Consider the following 25,374-nt stretch of genomic DNA (forward strand, 5'->3'; position numbering starts at 1 on the left):
TAGAGACGATCAGCGAGGTCCTGGACGCATTGCTCGTTCTGCCAGGGGGCACGCGTGCGCTGGGCTTCGCAGATACGGTCCATGGTGGGCGCGGGTCATACTCGTTCTGCCTGTGGCACAGGGAGGTCAGACGGCGTGACGACGAACGAACGAACCGCGTTCGATTCCGCAACGGCAGAGAACATCTTGCGTAGAGCCTGCGAGCTGGCCGGGTTGGACCCCGACGGGATCGAGATGTTGCGGCTCGGTGATCATGCGGTGTTCCGCGTCGACGGCGGGCGAGTCGTTTCGCGAGTCGGCCGGCACGCTGACCGCCTGCCGTCGGTGCGCCGAGAGGTTGCTGTGGCGCGATGGCTCGAAGCTGAGGACTACCCGTCGGCGCGACTCGTCACGGAGGCTGAACAGCCTGTCGTCGTCGAAGGGCATCCGGTGACCTTCTGGGAAGTGCTGGCCGACGGCGAGAAATACGCCAGCACGCGTGAGATGGGTGAACTCCTGAGGCGGCTCCATGGTCTGGAACCGCCGCACTTTCCCCTGCCCGAGCTCCGTCCCTTCGACAAGGTCAGGCAGCGTCTGGGGCGCGCTGAGATCCGTGCGGAGACTCGCGCCTATCTAGCCGGCCGCGCCAAGGAGTTGGCGGCTGAGTACCAGGAGCTGGAGTTCGTGCTTCCGCCGGGGCATCTGCACGGTGACTTCAACGTCGGCAATGTCCTGCGAGACGCGGAAGGCCACCCGCAGGTCATCGACCTGGACGGTTTCGTAACCGGTCCCCGTGAGTGGGACCTCATACAGACGGCCATGTACTACGACAGCTTCGGCTGGCACACGGAAGCCGAGTACGCCGACTTCGCGGACGGCTACGGCTTCGACGTCCGGCAGTGGTCCGGGTACGCCGTGCTCCGGAGCGTCCGCGAACTGCTGATGGTCACCTGGCTCTCGCAGAACGCCGGCACGGATCCGCGCGCTGCCGAGGAAGTCGAGACGCGCGTCGAGACGCTGCGGTCCGGTGGCTCACGGCGAGCTTGGGCGCCGTTCTAGGCGACTCCGGCTTGCAGCCAGAGGCGGAAGCCGCGGGCTCGTTCCGTGAAGTCGCGGAACTCCGCGGCCCGCCGCATGCCGTCCGTGACGCGGCCCTGAAACTCCCGTACGTACTGCAGACAGCGTGCCGACTTCAGGCCCTCACCGAGGCTCAGCGCGGTCAGGGCGATCTCGAAGCCGCGGCCGATCTCACCTTGGTTGATGTACGCCTCGGCCTGCACCATCGTCGCGAAGAAGTCACTGCGGGTGTTCATGCCGTTGCCGAAGATGGAGCCTGCGCCTCGCTCCGTGGCTTCGACAGAGCGCCCCAGGTCGCGAAAGCAGTGGCCGATCTCAGCAGCCAGCTCCACCTCGTCGAAGTACGAGATGTACGGCGGGTCGCTGTCGGCTGTCCTTTGGCCGAGTCGGCGTTCTGCCTCCACCAGGGCGAGGTCACAGCCTCGGTCGTCGCCAAGACGAGCCAGAGCCCGCGCCTCCATCGCGCGGAACTGCGCGGCCATCGTCGGCCCCAGGCTTGCGGCCGGGTTCGTGTACGCGGCTCGGGCGAGAGTCACAGCGTCCTGGTACCGGCCTGTGAACGTGGCCTGATGGCTCATCGCGGACAGGATGCTTCCGCCCAGGCGTCTGTCACCAGCCGCCTGCGTCATGCGAAGGGCTTGGATGAAGTACCGCTGAGCGATGCCGTGCAGGCAGCTGTCGTACGACATCCATCCGGCGAGCAAGAGTGCTTCGGCCACAGCCGAGTACAGCTGCTTACCTACGGCGTCGGAGTACTTCCCATCGAGCATCGGCCGGACATCCGTGTCCAGGTACTGAATCAGTGCGCGCCGGGCGTGACCACCGCCGAACTTCCCATCGAGCATGCTGAATGCGTCGGCGGTTGAGCGCACCATTTCTACGTCCACGGCGCCGATGGCCCGGTCGCCTGCCCGCGTCAGCACTTCGTCCGGCGGGGCGACGAGCCAGCGAAGGGCAGCGGTGTTCCATGCTGCAGAGTCCAACTGTGCCCGGAGCAACGACTCGGCCTCGGCAAGGTCCGCGCGCCACAGGTCAGCCACGGTCTTGGCTGCGGCCTCAGGACGGTCCGCGAAGTCGAGCCCCAGGTCGGGCTGCACGGCGGATACCGCCGCGTCGCCCATCCCGACGTCGTCGATGGTGAGGCGGCGTCCCAGCTTGCGCCCGATGGCGTCGGCGATGAACTGCGGCATGTTCCCGCGCGGTATCGAGCCCTTGAGCCAGCGGGTGACGTACGTGTGATCGCAGGTGATGTCTTCGCCTGCTAATGCAGCTGCGGCGACTACCGCGCGGGCCAGCGACTTGTGCGAGAAGTCGGCTTCCTGCATGAGCGTGGCCAGCCGGGCGTTCCGTTGTGTCATCGGACCCCCAGAGAACGGCCGTAGTGCCAGCTTGACGCACGGTCACTCTACGCAGGTCACAGCCAGGGTGCAGGAGATTTGCACGTAGGAGTGCACGAGTGCACCCCCAAGTGCACGCTCCCGAAGTTGCCTCCGCATGGCGACAGTTGGGTCATCGCCGCAAGATCCGCACGGCCTCGTCGAGGTGGAGGCAGCCAAGCCGCTCTCCTTCGTCTATCGGACGCCTCCGCAAGGCGCCGTGGGGTCGTGGATGCCCAGCCGGCTGGAGGACTGGGTTCTGCACAAGATCACCGATCTACTGATGGAGCCTTGCCATGCGCTATCCGCCGACGAGCACCGCCTTGTCGACGAGCCTGTCCGCGGTCAACACACACCCCGTGAGCGACGTACAGCTTGGCGCCTCCCTGGTGCGGAGTTCCGCACTCCGGACTCCAAAGCCGACCGCGGTGGTACTGGATCTCTTCGGCACACTCGTCGCAGCACCGAGCGCAGTTGAACGGAGTGCTGCCGCCGCCCAGTTCGCCGATGTCCTGGGCGTATCCTCGGCAGTCGCCGAGGCGGCGCTGTCCGGCAGCTGGCGGGCGAGGCACGACGGGCAGCTGAGGTCCACAGCCGAGGTCGCGGCGCACCTCGTCGCGCGCTGCAACGCTCCCGCTTCCCGTGTGGATGAGCTGGAACGGCTCCTGGCGAAACTCGCCCGCGACCGGCTCCAGGCCGACGCCACTCTCCTGCGGGCGCTGAAGGATCTTCGGCACGGCGGGGTCAGGCTGGCCCTCCTCAGTGACGCATCCCCCGACATCGCCGAGGCATGGAGCCGCAGCGATCTCGCGCCGCACTTCGATGCCGCCGTGTTCAGCTGCCAGGTGGGCGCCATGAAGCCCGCTCCTCAGCTCTTCCGTGCGGTGCTCGGCGCACTTTATGTCGCCCCGGAGCGGGTCCTCTACTGCGGTGACGGCGGCGGTGACGAGCTGGCCGGCGCGGAGCGCGCCGGGATGCATGCGGTGCGCGTGGAACGCCGGGGCGGACCGCACGGCCTTGCGTTCGGCGAGACCGCCTGGCCTGGCAGGGCGATACCCACGGTGGAGGCTCTCCCGTCCTTGCTGAGCACGTGGAGGGAACGATGAGCGTCCAGTACACCTGGGCAGTTGAAAGCGGCGCCCTCCGCCGGCTCCCCGCTCCGATCGACACACACCCGATGGGCGACACGACCATCGTCGAGACCCGCTACACAGGCGTGTGTGGGAGCGACGTCGCGAAACTCAGTCACCCCTGGCAGGGTCGGCTGCCGGAGCCGTGGTACCCCGGGCACGAGATCGTCGGGGTCGACACGGAGTCGGGAGAGTGGGTCGCGGTCGACCCGCTGGTGGCCTGCCGCTCGTGCCACTACTGCGACCGCGGCTTCGTACACCTCTGCCCGGAGCTGCGACGCATCGGCTGGGACCTGCCCGGTGGTCTCGCCGGCGCCGTGAGGGTGCCCCGGGACAACATTCTCCCGCTGCCTCACCTGCACGATCCCGCACACGGCGTCCTTGCCGATCCGATGGCAGTCGCAGTGCACGGAGTCCGCTGCGGCCTCCAAATGCCACTGGGGCGGCTCGGCGTCATAGGGGGCGGCGTCATCGGGGTCTGCACGGCGATCTGTGCGGCGGATGCCGGGTGGGACGTCCACGTACTGGTCAGGGAGCCTTCGCGGTCGCACCAACTGAGTTACGTCCTCGACCCGAACATCAACCTCCACTCCGCCGAACTGCCGCCGTGCGACGTCGTCGTGGACGCCGCGTCGGGCGACAGCGACGCCCCTGTACGTCAGGCGCTGAGCGCCGTGCGTGACGGTGGAACGGTTCTCGTACAGAACGCCTACGCACCCCGGGTGCTTCTCTCGGTTCCCTTGCGGGACGTCTTCCGGCGCTCGATCACTTTGCGTGGCTCCTTCTCGTACTGCCGCGCGGACGGCCACGACGACTTCCGTGACGCCATAGACGCTCTCGCGAAGGGCGGCGACTGGGCTGCCCTGCTGACCCGGGACCGATTCCCTCTGAGCGACCTGCCGCAGGGGCTGGCAGCCCTGAGGAGCGGGTCCCGCCATCGCCCCTTCAAGGTCCTGCTCACGTCCGACATCTGAAGGAAGGAGCCGACGCCATGGCGGTGACAACGCCATTGCTGGCCCAGAAGATCAACTCGCCCGCCGACATCGCGCCCGAGGACATCCACGAGGGCATCCTGAGCATTGTCGCGTTACCGGAGGGCCACACCCGGGACGTGATGCTCGGCAGCGTCCTCACCGGCCTGCTCCTGCGGGGGCCGAGACTGGAGGAGGTCGAGGCTGCGGTCCGGGCCGCGACGGCCCTGGACCGAAATGGCTGGGACTTCCACCGGCCGCCCACGGGCATGCGGTTCGTGGGCTACACGGGCAGCGGGAAGAAGACCTTCAAGACGATCAACCTCAGCACGGCTGCGGCGCTGGTGGCGGCCACCGGGGGAGCGCATGTCGCGAAGCTCGGATCGCGCAGTGCGTCGTCGAAGACCGGATCGCGCGACTTCATCGACGTCGTGGGGGCGACGGGCGACACGGTGCCGCACCAGGAGATGGTGGACATCACGGCGGAGGTCGGCTTCGGGTTCTTCTCCATCGAGAACCGCGTGCCCGAGTTCGACCGCCGTTACGGAGGCAGGTTCCAGGCTGTGCACGCCCTCAGCCTGGCGTTCCCCGCTCTCCTGAGCCCGGTCACCTGCCCCGCCTACGTGTACGGACTCTCGCACCCCGCGGTCGGCGCTTCCGCCCGGCTGCTGTCCCGGCTTGGGCTGCCGGACGTCACGGTGATCAACTCCAGTGTTGGCCAGGCGGTCCAGGTCGACGAGCTGCTTCCCGGAAGCACCGTGCGGGCCTGCCGCATCAGCGCCGGCGACGAGGATCTGGCCTTCAACGACGAGGTACGCAGGGGTGCGGCCTCGATGCCGCAGGACCTGATGTCCGTCGCCCAGCACGAGGACGCTTTGGAGAACGTCGCCGCGGCGATCCGCGTGCTGGCGGGTCGGGACACCAGTCAGGCGCGGAACGCGGTCGCCCTCAACGCGGCCCTGCTCATGGTGATGTCCGAGGCGGCTTCCACCATCCAGTCCGGCATCGACAAGGCGCTCACCATCATCGACGCGGGCGCGGGTCTGGACACACTCCAGCAGTTCGTTCGGCTCACGGGCGGCGCCCCGCACCAGCTCCACTCGCTCCTGCCGCCCGTCTCTCCGCCGGCCTCTCTGATCAGCCCTGGCATCAAGGAGACAGCTCCATGCTGACGCACGAAGAACTCGGGATCGTCCACCTGGTCCTCAACACCGACTGCAACGCGTGGGACCTGAAGCCGACCAGCACCTCACCGGGCGTGTGCCGCTTCTGCTACCGCGAGCGCAACCGGGTCAGCACCGACGCCGACACGGTCCGCCGGGTCATCGACCGCGTCCGTTCGGAGTCCGAGGCCCATCGGTGTGTCTTCACCGGCGGCGACCCCGTGATGCCGTACGACAACCATCTGGAGGTCGCCCTCCGGCATGCCACCGAGGTCGGCTTCGAGACCAACCTGCACACCAACGGGCTGCTCCTGAGCGATCGTTACGCCGGTCTTCGCGACCGCGTGACCGTCTACTCCCTGGCAGTCGACGGCCCGAACGCCGAGACGGCCAACTGGTTCCGCGGACAGGGGTACTTCGAACGGTTCCTGTCCAACGTGGAGTTCCTCACTGCCGACCAGCGGCGGCTCGCGTTCAACACATTCACCACAGCCAGCTCCGTGAAGGAACTGCCTCGCCTGGCACAGCTCATCGCCGGGGTGACCCAACGGACGGACGTCGAGTACTGGCTGATCTCCCAGTACCGTCCCATCGGCCGAGCGAACACGCGTAAGGCGGAGATCTACGGCTTCGAGCGGGACGACTTCGTACGGGCCGTGGACGACGTACGCGACATGGTCGACGGGGTGGAGATCTACCCCCAGCCCACGCGTGCCCCGGAGGACCAGTACCCGTTCCGGGTCTGGGTCCTCGCCGACGGAACGGTCACCGCAGACCTCGGCAGCGTCGCAGCTCCCCGCAACGAGGTGCTCGGCGACCTCCTGGTCGACGGCTTCGAGCCGCTGGTCCGCCGGGCCTTCGCCCTCCGCGAGCAGACACAGTTGGAAGGAATCTCATGAAGTTCGACACCGCGTACTACGAGAGCGTCATCGACCAGCACCGCTACGAACGCCTGGGGCTCGGCGCCATCGACTTCGCCCTCGCGGGGATGAGCCCCGACGACCTGCGAACGAAGTGGGTGTGCCACACGGGAGCGCGCGGGTTCGCGGAGGCGGTCGCGGACGGGCAGCCCGCGATCGTCACCACGGGCGTCGGTCTCGGAGGGCCGCCCCACGCCGGCACCCTCTTCCAGCTGCTGCGCGCGATCAAGCTGCAGCAGTGCGGCCTCGACGTACAGATCGTGCTGGGCGACCTCGACTCCTACAACGCCCGCCGTACGCCCCTGGGCTCTGTGCGGAAACTCGCCGACCAGTACGAGGAGTTCGTCCTGGGCCTCGGGTTCGACGCCAAGCGCGGCGTGCTGCGCAGGCAGGAGGGCGAGACCGACGTCCTGGCCACCGCGTTCCTGCTGTCGCGCCACCTGGACGACGACGACTTCCACTGGGCGGAGGAGGACCTCGCCGGTCTCTACCGCAACCACGGGGTCTTCGACCGCCTCAACTACGGCATGAAGCAGGCCACACTGCTCATGGCCGCGGACTTCGTGCACCTTCTCCGCGAAGGGCGTCACGTCCTGGTCTCCCTCGGGGTCGACGAGCACAAGTACGTCGCCCTCGCCCGGCGCGGAGCGGAACGCTGGGGCCTCCCCGCGGACCGTCTCTCCGGCATCTACACCAAGATGATCCCCGGCCTCGGCCGCCTCCCGAAGATGAGCAAGAGCATCCCCGGCTCCGGGATCGACGCCTCCATGTGCGCCGAGGACATCCGAGCCTTGCTCAAGACGGACACCGACACCGCCCCCACCGACGACGGCTCGGCACTGCTCCAGATGTACGCGTGCCTGCCCGAGGTCGACGGACGGGCATACGACCGGGCCTCGGCCGCGCGCCGCGACGGAAGCCCCGAATGGCGCACCGTACGCGAGCAGCTGGTCGAGCGGATGCTCTCGCTGTTCTCCCACTGGCCGAAGTAAGCAAGGAGTCCCTCGTGGACACAAACACCGCGACCTCCCGCCAGCCCATCGGCGGCGCCGAGACCTACTTCATCAGGAGCGGCTACCGCAGCCGCACCGAGGTGGAGTACTTCCTCGACGAGACGGACGACACCGTGATCTGGCAGCCCGACGTCTACCCCTACGCCGCCACCCGGGCGCAGGAACTCGGCCGCGACGTCGTGATCGACATCGGCTGCGGCCGTGCGGGCAAACTGGCCTCGCTGGCCGGCGAGTACCCGGCCTGGTCCTACATCGGCGTGGACTTCGGGGACAACCTCGTGTGGTGCCGCGACAACCACCCCTTTGGGGAGTGGATCGACGTCGACCTTGAGTCGGCCGAGCGGCTGCCCATCGCCCCCGCCCTGGTGCGCCGGTCCATCGTGGTCTGCTCCGACGTGATCGAGCACCTGATGAATCCGATGCCGGCCCTGTCCCTGATCCGTGGCCTCCTCATGGAGGGCAGCGCCGCCGCCGTGCTGTCCACGCCGGCGCGTGAGTGCCGCAGCGGTTACGACGCCCCCGGGCCGCCCCGCAACCCCAGCCACGTCCAGGAATGGGCGAGCGACGAGTTCCAGGCACTGCTGCGGGCGTCCGGGTTCGAGATCCACTACGCCGGGCTCACCCGGAGCGACGACGCCTCGAATGGCTTGTCCACCCAGCTGCTCCTCGTCGCTGCGGGAGAGGTGGAGGGGGGACAGCGGTGAGTGCGGTTCCCCGGTCCGAGGGCATGCGTGTCGTCCACCTCCCGGCTCGCACTCCGTACGCGTGGAAGCTGCAGAGCCGTGACTTCCACATCCTCAACGGGACCGAGATCCCCAGCGGCGACACGTTGCCGGCGGCGGTCACCGCCGCTTGGCTCCTCGAACGCGGCCCGCTCACATGGCTCGACGTCCTGCACCTGCACCACATCGACTTCGAGGATCTCTCCACGCTGGAACGCTTGCTCGATGAGTGCCTCAACCACGGAGTCAACGTGGTCTTCACGGCCCACGACACACGCCCCATGGTCGGCAGCGACGAGGACTTCACCGCGCGGCTGCGAATGCTCCACTCCGCCGAGGTCAGCTGGGTCTGTCTCACCGAAGGCTCTGTGGCAGCGCTCGCCGAGGTTCTCGGCGAGCGCCCGCGGGCAAGGGTCATCTCTCATGGGTACGTCGCGGCCCCGGAGTCGCTGGCCGGCCTGGAGCGCGAGTCGAGCAGCTCGGCGGCCCGGTACCTCATGTTCGGCGCCTCACGGGCCAGCCGGGACCAGCTGTCCACCATGGCCAACTGGAGCCTGGGAATCACGGACCCCCACAGCACTCTCCACGTCCTTCTGCGCGCGTTCAGCCCGGCCGACTTCGCCGACGGCGGCCGTGCTCCGCTGCTCCTGGAGACAGCCCGGCGCGATCCCCGCATCCGCCTCACCATGCGCCCTTACCCCACGGACGAGGAAGTGGTCAGAGCCGGGCTGGCTTCGGACTCGCTGCTGCTGCCGTACCTCTGGGGCAGCCACTCCGGGCAGCTGGAACTGGCCTTCGACCTGAACCTGCTTCCGGTCTGCTCCCTCACCGGCCACCTGCCCGAGCAGTACGAGCGGCACAAGGGGCTCGTCGAAGAACCCGAATGGTTCGACTGGTCGCAGGGGCATCCCAACCTCTTCGGAGAGAAGTTCCTGACCGCGCTGGAGAAAGCGGCAGCGCGGCTCGACACCAAGCCCCGCCGCCTCGACCGCGAGTTCCTCGAATACAGGGTCCAGGAACACAGGACGATCCTGGACGACTACGCCCGAGTGTATGGAGGTGACGGATGAGCACCCCTCCGCGTATTTCGTGCGTGATCCTTTGCCACAACTACGGCCGATATCTCGACCTGGCCATAACGAGCTGCCTGGAACAGGAGCCAGGAGACTTCATCCTTCACGAAATCATTGTCATCGACGACGGCTCCACCGACGAAACCGAAGAGGTGTGTCTGCGTCACGAAGGCGAGGTCAAGGTCATTCGGAGAAGCCAGCAGGGCTTCGGTCAATCCCTGACCGATGCATTTCTCCTCAGTTCCGGCGATTGGGTGGCTCCGCTCGATGCCGACGACTGGTTCCACCCGTCGAAGCTGCGCACATGCGCCGAGGCGATGAGGGATGAAACGCTGTTCATCGAGCACTGGGAAAACGTGGTCGACGCCGACGGGAACCCGATGCTGAACGAACCGCATCCGGGCGGAAACACGAGCACACTCGTGGTCCACCGCGATGCCGCCCTCAGCCTCCTGCCGGCGAGCAACGAGATCTTCTTCCACGCATTGCGTGAGGCTGGCCGAGGCATCGCGCTCCGGAACCCGTTGACCTTCTACAGGGTCCACCCCCGCAGCATGACCGACCGCAGCACGCCCGGCGTGTCACAGGACTATCGGGCTGACGTCTGCGTCGCGCTCTCGGATCACCTCCGCGCGATGTACGCAAATCCTCCCGCGTGGGCGGGCACCCGCCAGCTCAGAAGGATCTCCTGGCATTTCCGGGCACTCGCTTCCGGTCACAAGGTGGAATCCGCCATGCAGAGAAAGAGCCGGGTGTCCGCAATGCTCCTGATTCCTGGCATGCTCATCGGCACGCTCCGCGCACATGGCCCGATAGCGCCGTGGCTCAGGTCCCTCTTCAGCACGATCGCGGGGCGGCCACTGGTGCGACTGTCGGACCAGGAACGGCAGGCTGATTCGTGATCATTCCGACGATGTGTCGGGGGTGGCGATGATAAAATCGCTGCTTCCAATCCCTTACTGGTCAGGCCAGTTGTCCGACCCAGGAGCGTATAGGCGCCATGAGCCGTTTGAGTGAGGCCGTCACCCGTGTCATGCACATCCTTGATGGAGCGGACCTGGGCGAGGACTATACGGTCGCGCAGCTGCTGGGCGAGACAACAGCAAGGCGCTCCCTCGACCTCTCCGACCTCTCCCCCCAGGAACAGGCCGCCCTGGTCGAGGGGCGCGCGAATCACCTGATCCCCTCGGCTGCGGTGCTCGCCGAGAAGATCGAGGCTGCGCAGGCGGCGGGACGGCCGTTCGTCGTCAAGTACGGCATCGATCCGACCTCGCCCGACGTCCACCTCGGACACGCGGTGCCGATCATCCTCGCCAGCCGGTTCCAGCGGATGGGACACCACGTCGTCTTCATCATCGGCGACGTCACGGCCAAGATCGGTGACCCGTCGGGACGCTCCTCGGAGCGTCCGCCCCTCACCGACGAGGACATCGCCCGCAACCTGAGCGGCTACCAGCAGCAGGTCACGCCGTTCATCGACTTCGAGCGTGCCGACCTGCGCTTCAATGGCGAGTGGCTGAACAATGTCACCCTGCCGGAGCTCGTCGGGGTCCTCGCCCGGGTGCCGGTCTCCATGTCCCTCCAGCGCGAGGACTTCCGCACCCGGCTCGCCGAGGGCCACGGGCTGTCCGTCGCCGAGTTCGTCTACTCCGTCGTCATGGCGTGGGACTCGGTGGCCATCGACGCCGACGTCGAACTCGGCGGCGTGGACCAGCTGCTGAATCTCCAAATGTGCCGCAAGGTCATGGAGATCTCCGACCAGGCCCCCGAGGTCGTCATCACCACCCCGCTCATCGAGGGCACCGACGGCACGGGCACCAAGATGAGCAAGAGCAAGGGCAACTACGTGGGCCTGACGGCGTCGCCCGATGACGTCTACGGCCGGCTGATGTCCATCCCCGACCACCTGACCGAGCAGTACCTCCAGCTGCTCTCCGAGTGGACGGACGACGAGATCCGCGTGGTCACCAAGCGCCTGGAGGCCGGCACCGCGCACCCGATGGCAATCAAGCGCATCCTGGCCGGCGAGGTGGTGGCCGCGCTCCACGGCCTGGACGCCGCTGCCGCCGCCCGCGCGGAGTTCACGGCGCGCTTCTCCAAGCGCTCCTTCGGGGACACGCAGAACCTCCCCGTCGTCTCCCTGAAGGACCACGCCGAGGAGACGCTCGGCGCGCTGGTCAGCCGGACGCTGGACTTCGCTCCCAGCATCTCCGCCGTGCGCCGTGTGGCTCAGCAGAAGGGCCTTCGCCTGATCCGCGAGTCGAACGGAGAGCAGCAGCCGACGCCGCTCATGGAGGCTTCTGTTCAGCAGACGCTCGGCGAGGTCGTCGGGGAGGCCGGGGCCCTGGAAGGTGCCGAGCTGTACCTCAAGGTGGGTCGTAAAGTCGCTCGTATCGACGTCTGAGATCAGGAACGGCGCCGACTCACCTGCGTGAGTCGGCGCCGTTCTGTTTGCCCTCTCCGGCGATCGAGAAATCAGTACGTGGCGTAGTTGGAAGCCAGCGAGGGTGCCAACTGTCCGTTGCCAGTGAAGTCAGTCGCTGTGTCAGCAGCTGACCGGCCCCTACCTACCCCAGCAGCTCTGATTGGACGCGGTCCCAGCTCGGTCGCGGACTGTCGACCGGGTGCACGATGGTGAGCAGGCGGCCTTCGAGGAACACATCGAGCCGGTCGTCCGTCCGAGAGGCCAGTTGGCGGCGCTGAGCCCGGTGGTCCACCGGCACGTGCTCTTCCAGGACGCCGAGCAGCACCTCGTGGCGTGCTTGGCCGACAGCATCGCCGCGGATCCAACGGCCGCGGACCTCCACGCCGGAGAACGTGCCGAGTGTGTCCTCGCGGCTGAAGGACCGGTTCATCGCCGCCTCGACCAACGGCTCGGCCAGGCTGATCGCTGTCCTGACGTGGGCCCCGGTTACGTCGGCCGAGCCCTCCACGTCGGACGGCGCGGAATCAGCCCCAACCCCGAGGGGTCCCTCCGGCTCCAGGTCCTCGCGCCGACGGGGATCAGGCCGGGGAACGCGGAATCGCCAGGGCTGTGCGCTGCCCGGCATGTCGATCCACCCGGTCTTGAGTCCGGCCGTGGCTGGGGCGTCGTCGGGCAGGAAGATGTCGACGTAGATGCCGCCCGTGCCGAGCCAGACCCAGCTCATGAAGTAGGCGTGATCATCGTGGTCGACGGACCACTGCGCGAGCTTCTCCAGGCGCGCCTTCTGCGCCGGGGTGCCTTTGCCGGCCGGGAACATCTGCTTGTGATCGCGACGCCGACCCCGCGCCTCCCCAGCAAGCGGACCGGTTGCCAGGTCATACAGCAGGTCGGGCCGCACGCCCTTCTTCGCGTAGGTCCCGACAAGTTTCCCGGGCAGGACGTCGAAGCTGCTGAGGCCGTTAGCCCCGGGCTTCCAGTCGAAGAGGGCCTCGCTGGCGGCGGTCATCACCCCGAGCCCGGTGCACTCGCTGACGAAGCGTCGGATGTGGCCGGAGCTGGAGTCGAGGGCGGGGCAGTCGACGCCGAGCGAACCGGCGCCCGGGCCGTCGGCGATGTAGCTGAGTAGGAGGCTGATTTCGTGGTCGCGCACACGCTGGTCGACCGTCTTGCGCAAGTCGCAGGCAAGGGCGTTGATGTTGACCACTGCGGCCAAGGACACCGGCAGAGGGCCTTGGCCGATCTCGACAGCCTGGACGGCCTCAGCGCCAGCCTTTCCCTTTTCGACCGTGAAGCGCCACACCCGGGCGCGCACCGAACTCATACGGGAAGCCTACGGCCGCTCTCCGACAGCACGGATCGCTCTGCCTCTGCGGGGCCCCTTCGACATGAGTTCTTCAACGAATTTCCGGCCCGTCACACGAGAAGTCGTACACCGCGAAGTCGGTAACCGGGCGGTACCCGATCCTCTGGTAGAGGCCGTTGCTGGTGGGGTTGGCCAGGTCCGCGAACAGGAGGACCTCCGCCGCGCCCGCGGCCAGCGCGGCCCGACTCACCTCGACCGTCGCGGCGCCCGCGTAACCGCGGCCACGCAGGTGGGCCGGGGTATAGACGGGAGTCACCCGGACCTGGCCGGCGACCATCGGGGTCACGCCCGCCATGGAGACGGGAGTGCCGTCCGGGGTCTCCCAGAGCCTGACGCGTCCTTGGGCGATGCGGGTATCCGCCCATGAGCCGTTGTCCGCAGCGGGGGTTCCTCCGATGGCGGTGACGAACTCGCGGTGCCAGAGCATGAGTTGCTCACGGTCCTGCTCGCCCGCGAGTCGGCTTCGGCCCTGCGGGAGTGGCTCCGGGGGTGTGAGCGTGCCGAGGCGGTACAGACGCTCCCGCTCATGCAGTGTCGGCGTCGCGCCCGTGTGCCGTGCCCAGGCACCGGCGAAGGCGGTGGCGGTGTCGTGGTCCGCGTTGACGCCGGGGAGGCGGTGGCCGAGGCGGGCCAGGTGGGCGGCGAGGGTGTCGGCCTCCTCGAGGGTGAGCGGGGTGAGGTACGGGCGGCGGGGCGGGGTGCGGAAGAAGGCCGCGCGGACCTCGCCCGCCCGCTCAAGGCTGCCGAAGACGGGGGCTTCAGCGCCGTACGCGTCCGCCCCGCGCGTACGCAGTGCCTCGGTCACCGTCAGCGTGACGGTGTGCAGGGCAGGGCGCGAGCGCAGGAAGTCTCCGGCTCGGGCAAGAAAGCCGTCGAGGTCTTCGGTGAGGTGCCAGCCATCCGGACGCATGCCTCATGATCTCTCGTGCTTGTCGGCGTGCGCCCGCAGTTTTTCGCTGGGGCGAGGCGGCAGGACCTGGCAGATCAGACACCGCCCGAAGCACGGGGGTTGGGAGCAGTCCGCCGTCCCGAGTGTCCGTTGACATCGAACCCAGTCGTTTTGCCATCGAACCGAGTCGTGCCGCATCCGGCGTGGCTAGAACCACGAAGCGAACGAGGGCCGACGGCACGCCGTCGGCCCTCTGGTCAGCTATCCCACAGCACAGCGCGCCCTGCAGCTCATCAGCCGCCGAGAGTCCCCATGCACGTCATGCACCGGCTCGTCGCCCGCAGCCGCGCGTTTCCTCCAGTGGCGATGGCTGGGCTGCTTTCGCTGATGCGGTCCCAATCTCCGGGGGACGGATCGAGGATCCAACCCCACTTCGGGGGCCGCACCTCGTCTTCTGTCATGTGATCGCAGGCGCCTGGAACGTGCGCCTTACCATTCTGTTTGATCAAGATGGCGTTGCCGGGGAACCGCCGCCACTCCTGTCGAACACGCCTTTCCTCCGGGTGTGCCTTGGGGACGCTGCCATCAGGAGGGCAGGCGCACCCCATGCCGATGATGTTGTCGCATCGCTCGCAGCGCACCTCTTTCATGTGTACAAGTGTCCCATCCGAGAGTGCGCAGCTCACGGGTAACGGCATGGCCGCGGCGTCCGTTGCAGCAACACCGAGAGATCACCGCTATTCGACTGGGTTGGATGGCAAAGCGGCTGGCTTCGCTGACAACAGACACCGAGGTGGGATCGTGAGCGGCCCAGTCGATGGTGTCCTTTGACAGGGAAGCTGGTAGCCCCAGGTCAGAGCGCTGCCACCGAGGAACTTCACTGCCAAAAGGACAAGTTCGCCGGGGGCAGACAGGAAAGACCCCCTGAAGGACTGGTGCGCGGCGGCAAGCCATGTCAACGTACAACGCCTGCTGGACACCACCCCCGAGCCCACGGAGGCGCCCCTGCATCCGCACCACCCCAGCGAACCCTCCCGCCTTGACTCGCCTGACCCGGTGGACTGGGTCACCCCGCGCCACTTGGCCGGAGACGACCACGCGCTCGCCGAGCGGATCAGCGACACCTTGTCGGATCTGGGCTGGCGCATGTGGCCTACCGCCCGCCACACCCTGCTGTACGTGAGCCCCAACGGGCTGTGCGGCGCCGAATGGGTCCTCGCGGCTTACCCGTTCGAGCTGGGCGGACTGCCGGTGGCCTGGCAGCTGAGCGCCCGCCCGCATGCCACGTCCGTGATGACGGAGTGGAACGCGTACTTCACCACCGACGTTCCGTACGAGGCGCTCGCCGACCTCCTCGTGGAGATCGACAGCCGTAAGAAGCCCGACGTCGGCTTCACGGAGCCCGAGACCGTCCTCAACGCGCTCTGTGCCCGTGGCTGGGCTCGCGACGTGGATCGACCTCGTACCACCGCGGTGGACCCTGGGTTCTCCTGCAGCGTTTCCCTGGAGATGCTTCCGCCGCTCATCGAGGACGCCGACCCGCGTCCGGACCTGGTGGGCTGGCAGGCGTGGGCGGACCCCGTTCCCGGCGCCGCCTACCTGTGGTGCGCCAGCTTCAGCGCCAGCGCCCCCCACGACCTGGTCGCCGCGTTCGCCTCCTCGCTCGCCTCGCCTGTCCCGGTGCCCCGTCGCACCGTGCCCGAGAGCGCCGAGGGTCGGCTCACCGTCGTCCGCCGCAGCTGACGACCTCTGCCCCATTGGAGCCGCTGGTGCGCGGCTCGTCGCCAGTCTCCCCGAGCAGAGACACGTTCCCGTGCCTGCCAGATGACCGAGAGGAAGAGATCTTGTTCTTTCGACGCGCTCGCGAGGACCGGGCATTCCGTGAGGCCCAGCGTGCGGGCTTCGCGCTGCTACCGCACCGGTGGTGCAGAACGCTACGGACAGCCCGACCGTGGCCCAGACGAGGGCGTTCTGTGCGCGCGAGGGCTCCGAGGGGGCCTGCTCCGGCGTCTGCAGCTCGCTCGGCGGAGTTCCGTGCGGCTGCAGGTCATCCGAGTGGTCGTTTGTGGTGGACATGGCAAGCCTTCGCTTCTGGTGCGTGCGGCAGCACGCGGTGAATGGGTGAACAGACCTTGGACCGGCGGGGAGTTAGCCGCGCAAGTCCGCTGGTCGTGTCCGGTGGCGCCCCCGGACACGGAGGAGACTGCACCGCGCGGGGAGCCGATTCGAGTTCTCGCGAATCGGCTGGCAGCCGCTGCGTTGCCCCCTCAGCATGGACTGCTCGCCGCGCCCATTCACGGCTTCTGACCTGCGACTTTGCGAGCCCCGGCTCTTGAATCAGCTTGGCCTTCGCTGCTACGGCTGCTGGCCATGGACCATCGCCCCAGCTGTGCGAGTCCTCCTCTCTCGCGCCCTACAGGCTCGGGGTGTAAGCGGCGCAACCAGAGTGACCAACCACCGGGCGCAATCTTCCGACGCCATGGGACAAATTCAGTCTGGCGCAGTCATTTCTTCGAGGTGACTGCGGCGAATGCCGCGTCATGGCGCCAACTGACCTGACTAAATAGGCACATGGAGATGGGTGAGCACTGGGCATACCGTGCCAGGCCGAAGGAGCTGGGCGGCGCGGTTCGTCGGGTGGAGATCGTTCGAGTGGGCGGCTCCGGCAGGTCCGGTTGGATCCATGTGCGGTTCCTCGACGGCGACGACGCGGGCCAGAAGGAGTGGGTCAATCCGAACTCCCTCGTAACACTGAGGGCGGACGTCAACGTGTTCCGCGCGGACGACGCGGGAGAGTTGGCACTGGCCGAGGCGTCACGCCAGGTGCGGGGGAGCACAGAGTTCGAGGCCGCGCGCATGATCCTCGGGTTCGTCCGGCCGAAGAACAGGCTGCGTCTGCGCAGGGGCGTTGCGGACGCAGGAGTCCTGGAGCTGGGCCGCCTTGACGACGCGGCACCGGTCATCGGCATGGACACCGCTGAACTACGTGCCGACCCGATGGTCTACGAGAAGAGCGACGGCTCGTGCTTGGCCGGATGGGCGGTTACCGAACGCGTCGCCCGTCAGGTGGCCGGCCGCCTCGCTGAAGAGATCCTCCCTGAGGTGGATCGCAAGCAGCAGGACATCGAGCAGGAGCGCACCCAGTCCTCCTGGTACTCCTACGACCGCCGGGACGATCGCAAGTTGGACCCGGGTGGAGCCGTCCTACGGACCGTCCGGGCGTGGTGCGGCGAAGATAAGGCAGACCGCTACGACGAGTTGGTTGCTCTGCGCGCCGAGGTCATCAGGCTCGGGGAGCTGGTCGAGAAGGCGGTCAAGGCCCTACGCGACCGCGGCCACGGCGTCATCGCCTCCACCATTGAGCGCGACCTTGGCGTCCATATCTCCAGCCTTGACCCTGATGTGCGTCGATGACACCTCGCCACGGGTCCGGCTCCGGCTTGGGCGGCGCGGGCTGCGCCGGCGGCTTCTCCTTCTCCGGCCGGTGCGGGTGCCAGCCGTCGAGAAACGGTCGCAGCTGATCTCCTGTCGGCTCCGCATGGAAATTGAGCGAGGCCAGGCCCCTGCCGTTCATGGTGGGGTCGAGCCGGTCGGCCTCCGCCTTTCCCCAAGCCGACCACTCTCGCAGTCTCTCGGCTTCGAAGGAATCCTGCGACGCGACGGCGGCTTCATCCAGAGCGGCGCAGAAAGCCCTGATCTCCCCTGCGGCCCGCCACCGCTCAAGGGCCGTGCCGAAGTGCTCGGCCCGTGCCGCGCGAACGGCCTTGATCGAAGCGACACTGACGGCGGCCTCCCACTCCCGCCGTTCGCGTTCCTCCCGCTCCGCTTCCAGCCGCCGGCGCTCTGCCTCCTGCCGCTCTCGTTCCTCTCGCAGACGCTGCTGCTCCGCCTCACGTTCCAGCCGAGCCCGCTCCTGCTCCTCCGCGCGCGCCTTCAACGCCCGGAAGACTGAGCCGATCTGCTCCTCCAAGGGCTTCTTGGCGATGTCGGCCCACTCCTTCTTCCAGCCGTAGCTGTGGCCGTAGCCGTAGCCCGAGTGCTGGCCAACCACCAGCTCCAGCTCGCCGGACGGCTCGAACGTGTGCGCCGGGGTGACCCGCTGCCAGTCGTACGTACGTCGCCCGGGCTGCTTGGGCACGTACCGGACCTGCTTCTGCCGCTCGCGGAAGCTGATCTCGTACGTTCTGCCGTGGACGGTAAGCAGCGGCCTGGGCTGCTTGCGCTTCTTGGACACCGCGATCTCGCCGTACCGTGCGAGAGCCTGCTCGGCGAGGAGCCGGAGCAGCTCGAGCACTCTCGGCAGGACCTCCTCGGAGATCTCGAAGGCGCTGTGGTCCGCGGTGACTGCGGCGAGCACGTCCTTGACGTCGGTGATCACACGGCTGCGTGCCAGGCGGATCCGGTTCCACTCGGTGTCGTCCTCACCGGTCACCCGGAGCAGGCCGAGGAAGAAGTCCCCCTTCGCCCGCCCGCTGTACTTCAGGTGGTATCCCTCCGGAGCGCACTGCCGCGCCGCGTCGAAGGCTCTGCGATACCGAGCCCGTTCCGCGTCGCTGGGGTCCGGGATTCGAAGGAATCGTCCGGCTTCCTGCACCTGCGCGATCAGCGCCGGCCCGACTTTCGCTGGTGACGGGCGTGCTTGCTTCACGGCACGCTGTGGGGTCGGCTTCGTCTCGGGCGAGGGAGCGGCATCCTGCTGAGGGCGAGGGGCAACTGGCGCCTCGGCTTCAGGCGCCGCCGAACGAGGTTTGCGTGGAGCTGGCTCGGGGCGGTCGGGATGATGCCCGTGCTCCAAGTAGAAGCGTCCCGCGTCGGTGATCTCCGCCTGCCACCTCCCGCTCTTTCTGGGCATAGTGATCAAGCCCCGGTCCCTGAGCGCACGGGCTGTGATGGCGAGCTCGGGGCTGTCCGACGTGACGGGGTCAGTTCCGGCCCCGATGCGGGTGAGGAGCGCGAGCTGCCGGTCATTTAGTGGAGACCAAGGGTGCATGGCGATCGTCGTACCGTCTGTAGTCACCTCGGCACAAGCCGTACAGGGATATCCGTCCTGGGGACCCACGAGTTCAACGGGTACGAGTGCGTCAGCGTCCGGCGCCTCTAGCATGCCGGTCTGACAATCAGGCCCCAGGATCAGGCGATTCCGGTCGTTCACCTGCCGGGTGTGAGCTGACGCCTGTGTGCTTGTGCGGACCGCAGCGCACGGTCTGCGCTGTGGCTCATGGGCTGACTTGCGGCTCTGTGTTACTGGCCTTTGGCGCGATTTCGCCGGTCGTGGCCAGACAGAGCGTCATCTGCCCTGGAGGCTTTGCCAGGGCGCGGGGGCGCTCTCGAAAACAGCCCATGGGGAGGAGATCCGGGTGAACGAGGACGAGGAACTCATCGCGGCGGTGGAAGCGCTGCTGTCGGATCCGCGTACGGATCCGGGCATCGATGTCGAGACCGCTGAACAAGCCGCTCGCGCGGTGGGGCTCCTCGACGACGGACTTCAGAATGGGCCCGGCGTCTTCCGCCTGATGGCCGAGGGAGGGCAGAGAGGCGCCGAAACGCTGTCATCGGACCGCCTGCAAGTCCTGTCTGAGATGGTGCAGAACGCCGATGACATGGGGGCTTCCCAAGTCCGGTTCATCTGGCGCCCCGAAGAGTTGTTGATCGCCCATGATGGCAAGGGCGTACGACTGGCCGACATCCTGCTGCTCGGCCTGCCATGGCTCAGCGGGAAGACCTCCGACGCGGAGGCCACAGGGCGATTCGGCATCGGCCTGGCGACCTTGCGGGCCCTCGCGACCACTTGGGAGGTGCACTGTCACCCCTTCCACGTGCGGTTTGCCGACCTGTCCATTCGGGCGGTCGAGCCGCTGGTGGTGCCGGAGCAAGTCGCGGGGCCCGAGTGGACGGTCTTCCGAATCCCTCTTGCCCTCGACGTACTCTCCGCCTCGGAGCTCTTCGAGTGGTTCGAGACGTGGAACGACAGCTCCTTGCTCTTTCTGCGGCACGTGAGGCGGGTCGAAGCACTGAGCGACCGCCAGGGTGAGCAGGGAGCTGATGACGAGACGCCGCCTGTGATGCTCAGGCTGACTTGGACGGAGATCGACCAGCGAAGGCTTCGTATCGACGGTGAGGAAGCGGATGTCCGGGTACGTGAGGCCCGGACAACCAGTGGGGCACTGTGGCGGGTCTACGACGCCCACGTCGCACCGCACGGCACGAGTACCCGTCGGCACAAGGCGGTGGGAGCCTCTATGCCGGTCGCCGTCGCGCTGCCGGTGCACGGACCGGAACTGGGGAGTGTGCACGCTGGGCTACCGGTGGCCGAGTTGAGAGCCGCAGCTCGTGTGCACGCCCAGTTCGACCCCGTCGTCAGCCGTGAAGGATTCGCCGCCAGCCGATGGAACGAGGATCTGGTCCCGCTTGTCGCGGACCTCTGGGCCGCTTCTGCCCTCAACGTACTCAGCGTTGTCGAACCGTCGGCTTGGCACCTCATCCCGCTGCCTTCGCCCTCCGACCCCTCGTCGCCCTCCCGGCTCCAGGACAGTATCCGTGCGGCGCTGGTCGACCGTTCCCGCACGTGGTTGGCATCCCAGATCTCCCTGCCTTGCCCGGACGGGACCTCGAAGCCACTGTCGGCGCTCGCAGTCGAGGAGCCGCAGCTGTCGGGGGTGTTGGATGACGAGGACATCGCCCGGCTGGCCGGGCTGCCGAGTACGTTTCCGCGACGCGCCCGCGACGGTGCCCACCAGTGGCGCGAAGTCCTGACGGACTGGCGCTCTGCAGGCACCGCGGAACTCGCTGATGAGGTGCGGGTGCGTGACGCGCTCATTTCGCTCGACGACACGGAATACGACATCGCGCAGACCATGCGTCTCGCAGCAGTCGCCATTGAGGCGGACCTCGACTTCCTGCTGTGCAGTCGGCCGTGTGTCATTGCAGTCGACGGTCAGCGTCTGCGGCCGACGGCACCCGGCGTGGCGTTCGCGGAGCCCCAGGACGCCGAACCACGCGGCACCAGCCCGCTGGACGCCCTGGGTATCGTCGTGAACCTCCATGCCAGTTACGCGGAGAACTCGCAGTGGTCCCGACGTGTCCTCGACTGGCTGCGGAAACAGGACTGTCTCGTACGGCGCGACGACACCGCAGCTGTACTGCGCCGAGTCGAACGGATGGGACGCGCGGGTAGACGAGTCGGAGGTGACACGGGATGCGGAGTCGAGCAACTCGTGGCCATCCAGACGGCCTTGGGAGAAGTCTCGAAGAAGGTGCGGGAGCGACTCGGTCCCGGAATCGGACGGGCCGTCCTCCTCGACGGCTACGAGTACGACTCCGACGGCAACGAAAAGCCGTGCAAGGTGCAGCCGGTAGACGCTTACCTTCCCCAAGCGCTCCAAAGCACTGAAGGAGATCGTTTCGCCGTCGCCGCGGGAAAGACTCCTGGCATCAAGTGGGTGCATCGCTCCTATACCCGCACCCTTCTGTCCCAAGCTCAGTGCGGCCTGAGCCGTACAGCCTTCCTGCGTCTCCTCGGGGTGGCGGATGCACCCCGGCTTAAGGAGCCTCAGCCAGGCAGGGAGACCAAGGGGTACGAGGCGGACTCCCGCATCGGTCTGTCGCGCGACTGCTGGCTGTCGCCAATTGCGCGCACGAGGGAGCTGCGCCGATTGGGCGCCGACTACACGCTAGATGACCGCAGCAGCCCGGACTTGGACGCCGTGGTCCAGCACATTGTCGCCGAGCACAACCCGCAGGATCGCAGACGTCGTACGGCGGCCTTGCTGCAGACGCTTGGCAGGCCCGGCATGATCACCTCCTCCGAACACGCGGACGTACAGGCGGCGGAGGCGTACCACCGATGGAACGTGCGTGGCCAGACGGCAGCCCTCTGGGTCTGGCGGATCCGGGAAACGGCCTGGTTGGAGGACAGCAGCGGCAAACTTCGCACTCCGCGGCAAGTTCATTTGTGCACGCGCGACGCGCAGGCGCTCTACGGCCAGGATGACCCTGGGTATCTGCACCCTGCGATCCAACAGACCACGTCCAATCGTATCGATGTCCTGGCAGCTCTAGGAGTGAATGGAGACCCCGACGTTCCTCAGCTGATCAATCGATTGCGGGATCTTCGGAAACGTTCCACGGGTCCCGGCTCGGTGGACGACCGTCTCAAGGCCGAGGTCTATCTCGTCTATCAGGCTCTGGCGGGGCGGCTGAGGAGCGAGGCGGCGGGAACGGCCCACAGCGAGCTGCGAAAGAAGGTGCGGGATGCCTTCAGTGGCACCGACTTCGTGCTCACCGACCAGGGATGGCAGAGGGCGCGCGATTGCTTCCGCGGTCCCACAATCCTTCGCGGCTTCCGGCCCTTCACCATCCCTGACCCTGAGTTGAACCCGCTCTGGGACGCTCTCTGGATCCAGGAGCCGAGGCCCGAGGACCTCGCTGATGTGCAAAAGGAGATAGCGCAGTCCGGCACCCAGCTCCACGCGGACCAACAGCGTGTGATGCTGGAGGCGCTGAGGTCTCTCACCAACACGGTCACGTCGGCTGATGGCCCCATCTCTCCTGGCCTGCGCTCCAAGCTGCGCTGGCTGCCGCTGCGCACCACCCTCGGCTGGACGAAGGAGCGGCCCGTCTACGCGGTAGACCACCCCGCCATCGCGCGCACGCTCGGCGAGCGTCTGCATGTTTGGCAGCCAGGCGGAGATCTGCAGCAATTCGCCGGCCTGTTGGGTGTCCTCAAGGTGCACAAACTGGAGGCTTCGGAAGCGTCTGTCGTCGCCCCGGACCGCGCACGTCCTGATCGGCAGTTGACCGAGGACTACCGGTGGGCCGTGACCAGCTTGCAGGACATCCTCGTACGGGACGAGCCAGCTGCCGCCGAGGCTTTCACGGACTGGGCCTGGCTGATGGAGCTTGAGGTACGGGTCTTGCCGGGGCTGCGAATCCTGCTGAACCCGGGCGAGGACGAAGACGTGATCGACGTCCCGGTCGACGCGCATGTCGATCGGGAAGCCAAGGCGCTCTTCGTCAGTAGCCCCGAGGCTCTGAAAACCACGCGGGGAGGAGGGTTGGCCGTCGCTTCCCTATTCGCAGCGGAGCGCGCGCACGTCGGCCACCGTTGGCGCGATCTTTGGGAGACGGACTGGCCTGAGGATGCTCCCACCACTCCCCTCGTCCCATCTGGTCAGCAGGATCATGAGGAGCGCGAGCGTTTGGCCTCGCAGCTGCGGGAGCGGCAATTGTCGCGGCCTTCGGGCTCCACTGTGCCGGCTCAGCCGAGCGGCCCGGTGAACTCACCCACAGGAGTCCCGTCACCTCCGTCGATCCCTGCTCCCCCATCGACGCCCACGCCTTCCGGCGTTGGGCCCCCACCCACCCCGCGGCCGGCTGAGCCTCGCAAGCTGGTCTCCTTGGCCGAACTACAGGCGCGTACCCCTCAGGCCACCCGTATTGCTTCCTCGTCGCAGTCTCGCTCTGCGTCCTCCTCGGGAAGCCGACGTGCCGCCTCACTGCCGCAACCGCGTCAGGGCGGGGCCGCGCCCAACGAGCGTTTCGGACTGCTCGGCTATCAGGACCGGGACAAGGAGAAGACCGTCCTGGCACTGCTTGCCGAAATTCTTAGCGCGAGTGGTCGGACACTGGAAGATCAGCGAGGTCTCCAACGACTGGGGGCGGATGCCGTCGACTCAACAGGCCATTTCTACGAGATCAAGGCTCATGGCGGACCAGAGCCCGCCGACGTCTCTCTCACCAGCGCGGAACTCACGCGTGCGCTTGCAGAGGGAAGCAACTACTCGCTCGTCATCGCTTCGAACCTGGAAGAGGGCAGAGGGACTCCGACACTGCGGATCATCACCGATCCGTTGTACTTCTTCGAGGTCGAATCCATGGCTGACGTGAAGCTGAAGGGCGTACGTGACGCGGATGCCGACGCGGCCGTTTGGCAATGGCCGGATGCGGGGGTGTGAGAGGTCTGCCCCGTGCGGCGCGCCGATGCTCGCTCGGACGGTTGTGAGGGAGGAAGAGCACGGCTTCCCGCCCACCGCGCTCGGTGAGTGATCGAGCGGCCTTGGCGATGGGGTGATGGGAGCCGTTTGGGAGCCGCATTCCGAAGTCGGCTCCCAAATGGCTCCCAGAATGGCCCCCGGAACCACTCAGGGGCCCGACCCGCTATGCGGATCAGGCCCCTGACCTGGTACTTCACTGTCGGGGTGGCGGGATTTGAACCCACGACCTCTTCGTCCCGAACGAAGCGCGCTGCCAAGCTGCGCTACACCCCGATGTCACTGCTTGTCGCGGCGACGACGTTTACTTTAGCCCACTGGTGGCTGGAGACGAAATCCGGTTTTCGGGGCGTGGTGGGCGCGGTGGCGCAAGGGGTTGGGGCGGACGTGGTCGAGGGCCACGAGCAGGATGGCCAGGGCGTAGATGGCGAGGCCGATGAGGAGGGCGTTGCCGAGGACGCCCTTGTAGCCGTGCCGGGCCACGTCGAGGAAGGGGTAGAGGTAGCGGGCCGGCGCGCCGGGGACGAGCAGCTCACCTCGGGCGAGGGAGAAGGCCAGGTAGGTGAGGGGGTAGAGGAGCCACGTCGTGGCCTGGCGCAGGTGCAGATGGCCGGAGGGCGTGAGGAGCAGCCATTCCAGCAGCGCGGCGACGGGGGTGACCGTGTGCAGGACCTGGTTGGTGATCGCGTGCCAGCCCGTGGGGGCGGTCGCGGTGCCGGTGAGGACGCCCGGCAGTGCGTAGGAGCCGCCCTCGTTCGCCAGCAGCAGGTGGTAGACGAGGCCGTTGACCACGGCGTACAGCAGCGTGGCGCCCGTCAGGGTCGAGGGGAGCGGGCGGCGCGCGGTCCAGGCGAGGCGGGCCGAGAGAGCGAAGACCAGGGCCAGCAGGATGTTGCTCTGGATGGCGAAGTGGCTCAGGGTGCGCAGGGGGCTGCCGAGAGCCAGTTCCACGGCCACGGCCGCGGCCGCCAGCAGGGCCACCAGCAGACGGAACACGGCGGCCAGGCGGCGAGGCGTGGGGGCCACCACCGCCGTCGCGGGCACGTGGGACGGGAACAGGACGGGTATGCCCGGTATCGCGGGGAGGTCCGGGATGTCCCTGGGTATCGGGGCGGTCATGCCCTCACGCTAAGCAGCGTGGGCGAAACGGGCGATATGGGTGGTCTGGGTGGGTTACGGACCCGGTTGCAGACCCGGTGGCGAGGCGCCCGGATTGCGGCCCCGGGCACGACGCGGCACGACGCCGGAGGCTCCTACGGCAGGAGGGGTCGTTCCCCAGCCTCC

Annotated in this window: 18 protein-coding genes and 1 tRNA gene; 13 read left to right on the top strand and 6 right to left on the bottom strand. The window is 67.5% G+C overall.

The annotated features are described in order from the left end of the window. The first annotated feature begins 135 nt into the window (after nucleotides 1-135). A complete protein-coding gene (locus ACGFW6_RS36960; protein WP_393520248.1) occupies nucleotides 136-1,038 on the top strand; it encodes a phosphotransferase enzyme family protein in 903 nt (300 codons plus the stop codon). Here the strand turns inward: ACGFW6_RS36960 and ACGFW6_RS36965 are convergent. After that, the gene (locus ACGFW6_RS36965) at nucleotides 1,035-2,414 is read right to left on the bottom strand and encodes a hypothetical protein (RefSeq protein ID WP_393520250.1); all 1,380 of its coding nucleotides are present in this window, start codon (nucleotides 2,412-2,414) and stop codon (nucleotides 1,035-1,037) included. The genes ACGFW6_RS36960 and ACGFW6_RS36965 overlap by 4 nt on opposite strands. A gap of 377 nt (nucleotides 2,415-2,791) precedes the next feature. On the opposite strand from ACGFW6_RS36965, the gene ACGFW6_RS36970 reads away from it, so the two are divergent. From ACGFW6_RS36970 to tyrS, 9 genes are all read left to right on the top strand, one after another. Next, nucleotides 2,792-3,538 carry an HAD family hydrolase gene (locus tag ACGFW6_RS36970; RefSeq protein WP_393520252.1) on the top strand — a complete coding sequence of 249 codons (747 nt, stop codon included), beginning with the start codon at nucleotides 2,792-2,794 and terminating at the stop codon, nucleotides 3,536-3,538. Continuing rightward, nucleotides 3,535-4,536, top strand: a complete 1,002-nt coding sequence (locus ACGFW6_RS36975) for a zinc-binding dehydrogenase (RefSeq protein ID WP_393520254.1) — start codon at nucleotides 3,535-3,537, stop codon at nucleotides 4,534-4,536. The genes ACGFW6_RS36970 and ACGFW6_RS36975 overlap by 4 nt, the downstream gene beginning before the upstream one ends. A gap of 17 nt (nucleotides 4,537-4,553) precedes the next feature. Continuing rightward, a complete protein-coding gene (locus ACGFW6_RS36980) occupies nucleotides 4,554-5,705 on the top strand; it encodes a hypothetical protein (RefSeq protein WP_393520256.1) in 1,152 nt (383 codons plus the stop codon). Further along, nucleotides 5,699-6,595 carry a radical SAM protein gene (locus ACGFW6_RS36985; RefSeq protein ID WP_393520258.1) on the top strand — a complete coding sequence of 299 codons (897 nt, stop codon included), beginning with the start codon at nucleotides 5,699-5,701 and terminating at the stop codon, nucleotides 6,593-6,595. The genes ACGFW6_RS36980 and ACGFW6_RS36985 overlap by 7 nt, the downstream gene beginning before the upstream one ends. Further along, nucleotides 6,592-7,608: a hypothetical protein gene (locus tag ACGFW6_RS36990; RefSeq protein ID WP_393520260.1), complete on the top strand. Its 1,017-nt coding sequence runs from the start codon at nucleotides 6,592-6,594 to the stop codon at nucleotides 7,606-7,608. The genes ACGFW6_RS36985 and ACGFW6_RS36990 overlap by 4 nt, the downstream gene beginning before the upstream one ends. Nucleotides 7,609-7,622: 14 nt before the next feature. Beyond that, on the top strand, nucleotides 7,623-8,333 hold the full coding sequence (locus ACGFW6_RS36995) for a methyltransferase domain-containing protein (protein WP_393520262.1): 711 nt from the start codon (nucleotides 7,623-7,625) through the stop codon (nucleotides 8,331-8,333). Then, on the top strand, nucleotides 8,330-9,421 hold the full coding sequence (locus tag ACGFW6_RS37000; RefSeq protein ID WP_393520264.1) for a hypothetical protein: 1,092 nt from the start codon (nucleotides 8,330-8,332) through the stop codon (nucleotides 9,419-9,421). Before ACGFW6_RS36995 ends, ACGFW6_RS37000 begins: the two co-directional genes overlap by 4 nt. Then, a complete protein-coding gene (locus tag ACGFW6_RS37005; RefSeq protein WP_393520266.1) occupies nucleotides 9,418-10,326 on the top strand; it encodes a glycosyltransferase family 2 protein in 909 nt (302 codons plus the stop codon). The genes ACGFW6_RS37000 and ACGFW6_RS37005 overlap by 4 nt, the downstream gene beginning before the upstream one ends. A 98-nt stretch (nucleotides 10,327-10,424) precedes the next feature. Beyond that, the gene (tyrS, locus tag ACGFW6_RS37010) at nucleotides 10,425-11,828 is read left to right on the top strand and encodes a tyrosine--tRNA ligase (protein ID WP_393520268.1); all 1,404 of its coding nucleotides are present in this window, start codon (nucleotides 10,425-10,427) and stop codon (nucleotides 11,826-11,828) included. Between the two features lie 163 nt (nucleotides 11,829-11,991). Here the strand turns inward: tyrS and ACGFW6_RS37015 are convergent, their stop codons facing one another. Then, the gene (locus ACGFW6_RS37015) at nucleotides 11,992-13,170 is read right to left on the bottom strand and encodes a hypothetical protein (protein WP_393520270.1); all 1,179 of its coding nucleotides are present in this window, start codon (nucleotides 13,168-13,170) and stop codon (nucleotides 11,992-11,994) included. 73 nt (nucleotides 13,171-13,243) lie between these two features. Then, the gene (locus ACGFW6_RS37020) at nucleotides 13,244-14,122 is read right to left on the bottom strand and encodes a GNAT family N-acetyltransferase (RefSeq protein WP_393520272.1); all 879 of its coding nucleotides are present in this window, start codon (nucleotides 14,120-14,122) and stop codon (nucleotides 13,244-13,246) included. Between the two features lie 1,035 nt (nucleotides 14,123-15,157). Here ACGFW6_RS37020 and ACGFW6_RS37025 point away from each other — a divergent pair. Both ACGFW6_RS37025 and ACGFW6_RS37030 read left to right on the top strand, forming a co-directional pair. Then, complete coding sequence (locus tag ACGFW6_RS37025) at nucleotides 15,158-15,844, top strand: DUF317 domain-containing protein (protein WP_393520274.1); 687 nt, start codon at nucleotides 15,158-15,160, stop codon at nucleotides 15,842-15,844. Between the two features lie 828 nt (nucleotides 15,845-16,672). Continuing rightward, nucleotides 16,673-17,515: a PE-PGRS family protein gene (locus tag ACGFW6_RS37030; protein ID WP_393520276.1), complete on the top strand. Its 843-nt coding sequence runs from the start codon at nucleotides 16,673-16,675 to the stop codon at nucleotides 17,513-17,515. On the opposite strand, the gene ACGFW6_RS37035 is transcribed toward ACGFW6_RS37030, so the two are convergent. Next, nucleotides 17,445-18,953: a PE-PGRS family protein gene (locus tag ACGFW6_RS37035; protein WP_393520335.1), complete on the bottom strand. Its 1,509-nt coding sequence runs from the start codon at nucleotides 18,951-18,953 to the stop codon at nucleotides 17,445-17,447. The genes ACGFW6_RS37030 and ACGFW6_RS37035 overlap by 71 nt on opposite strands. A gap of 505 nt (nucleotides 18,954-19,458) precedes the next feature. Here ACGFW6_RS37035 and ACGFW6_RS37040 point away from each other — a divergent pair. Then, on the top strand, nucleotides 19,459-24,054 hold the full coding sequence (locus ACGFW6_RS37040) for an ATP-binding protein (RefSeq protein WP_393520278.1): 4,596 nt from the start codon (nucleotides 19,459-19,461) through the stop codon (nucleotides 24,052-24,054). Nucleotides 24,055-24,292: 238 nt separating this feature from the next. Here ACGFW6_RS37040 and ACGFW6_RS37045 read toward each other — a convergent pair. Both ACGFW6_RS37045 and ACGFW6_RS37050 read right to left on the bottom strand, forming a co-directional pair. After that, nucleotides 24,293-24,366, bottom strand: a tRNA-Pro gene (locus ACGFW6_RS37045). A gap of 33 nt (nucleotides 24,367-24,399) precedes the next feature. After that, nucleotides 24,400-25,209, bottom strand: a complete 810-nt coding sequence (locus ACGFW6_RS37050; protein WP_393520280.1) for a Pr6Pr family membrane protein — start codon at nucleotides 25,207-25,209, stop codon at nucleotides 24,400-24,402. Nucleotides 25,210-25,374 lie beyond the last annotated feature (165 nt).

It is taken from the genome of Streptomyces sp. Y7 (genome assembly GCF_043195415.1).
GTDB lineage: Bacteria > Actinomycetota > Actinomycetes > Streptomycetales > Streptomycetaceae > Streptomyces.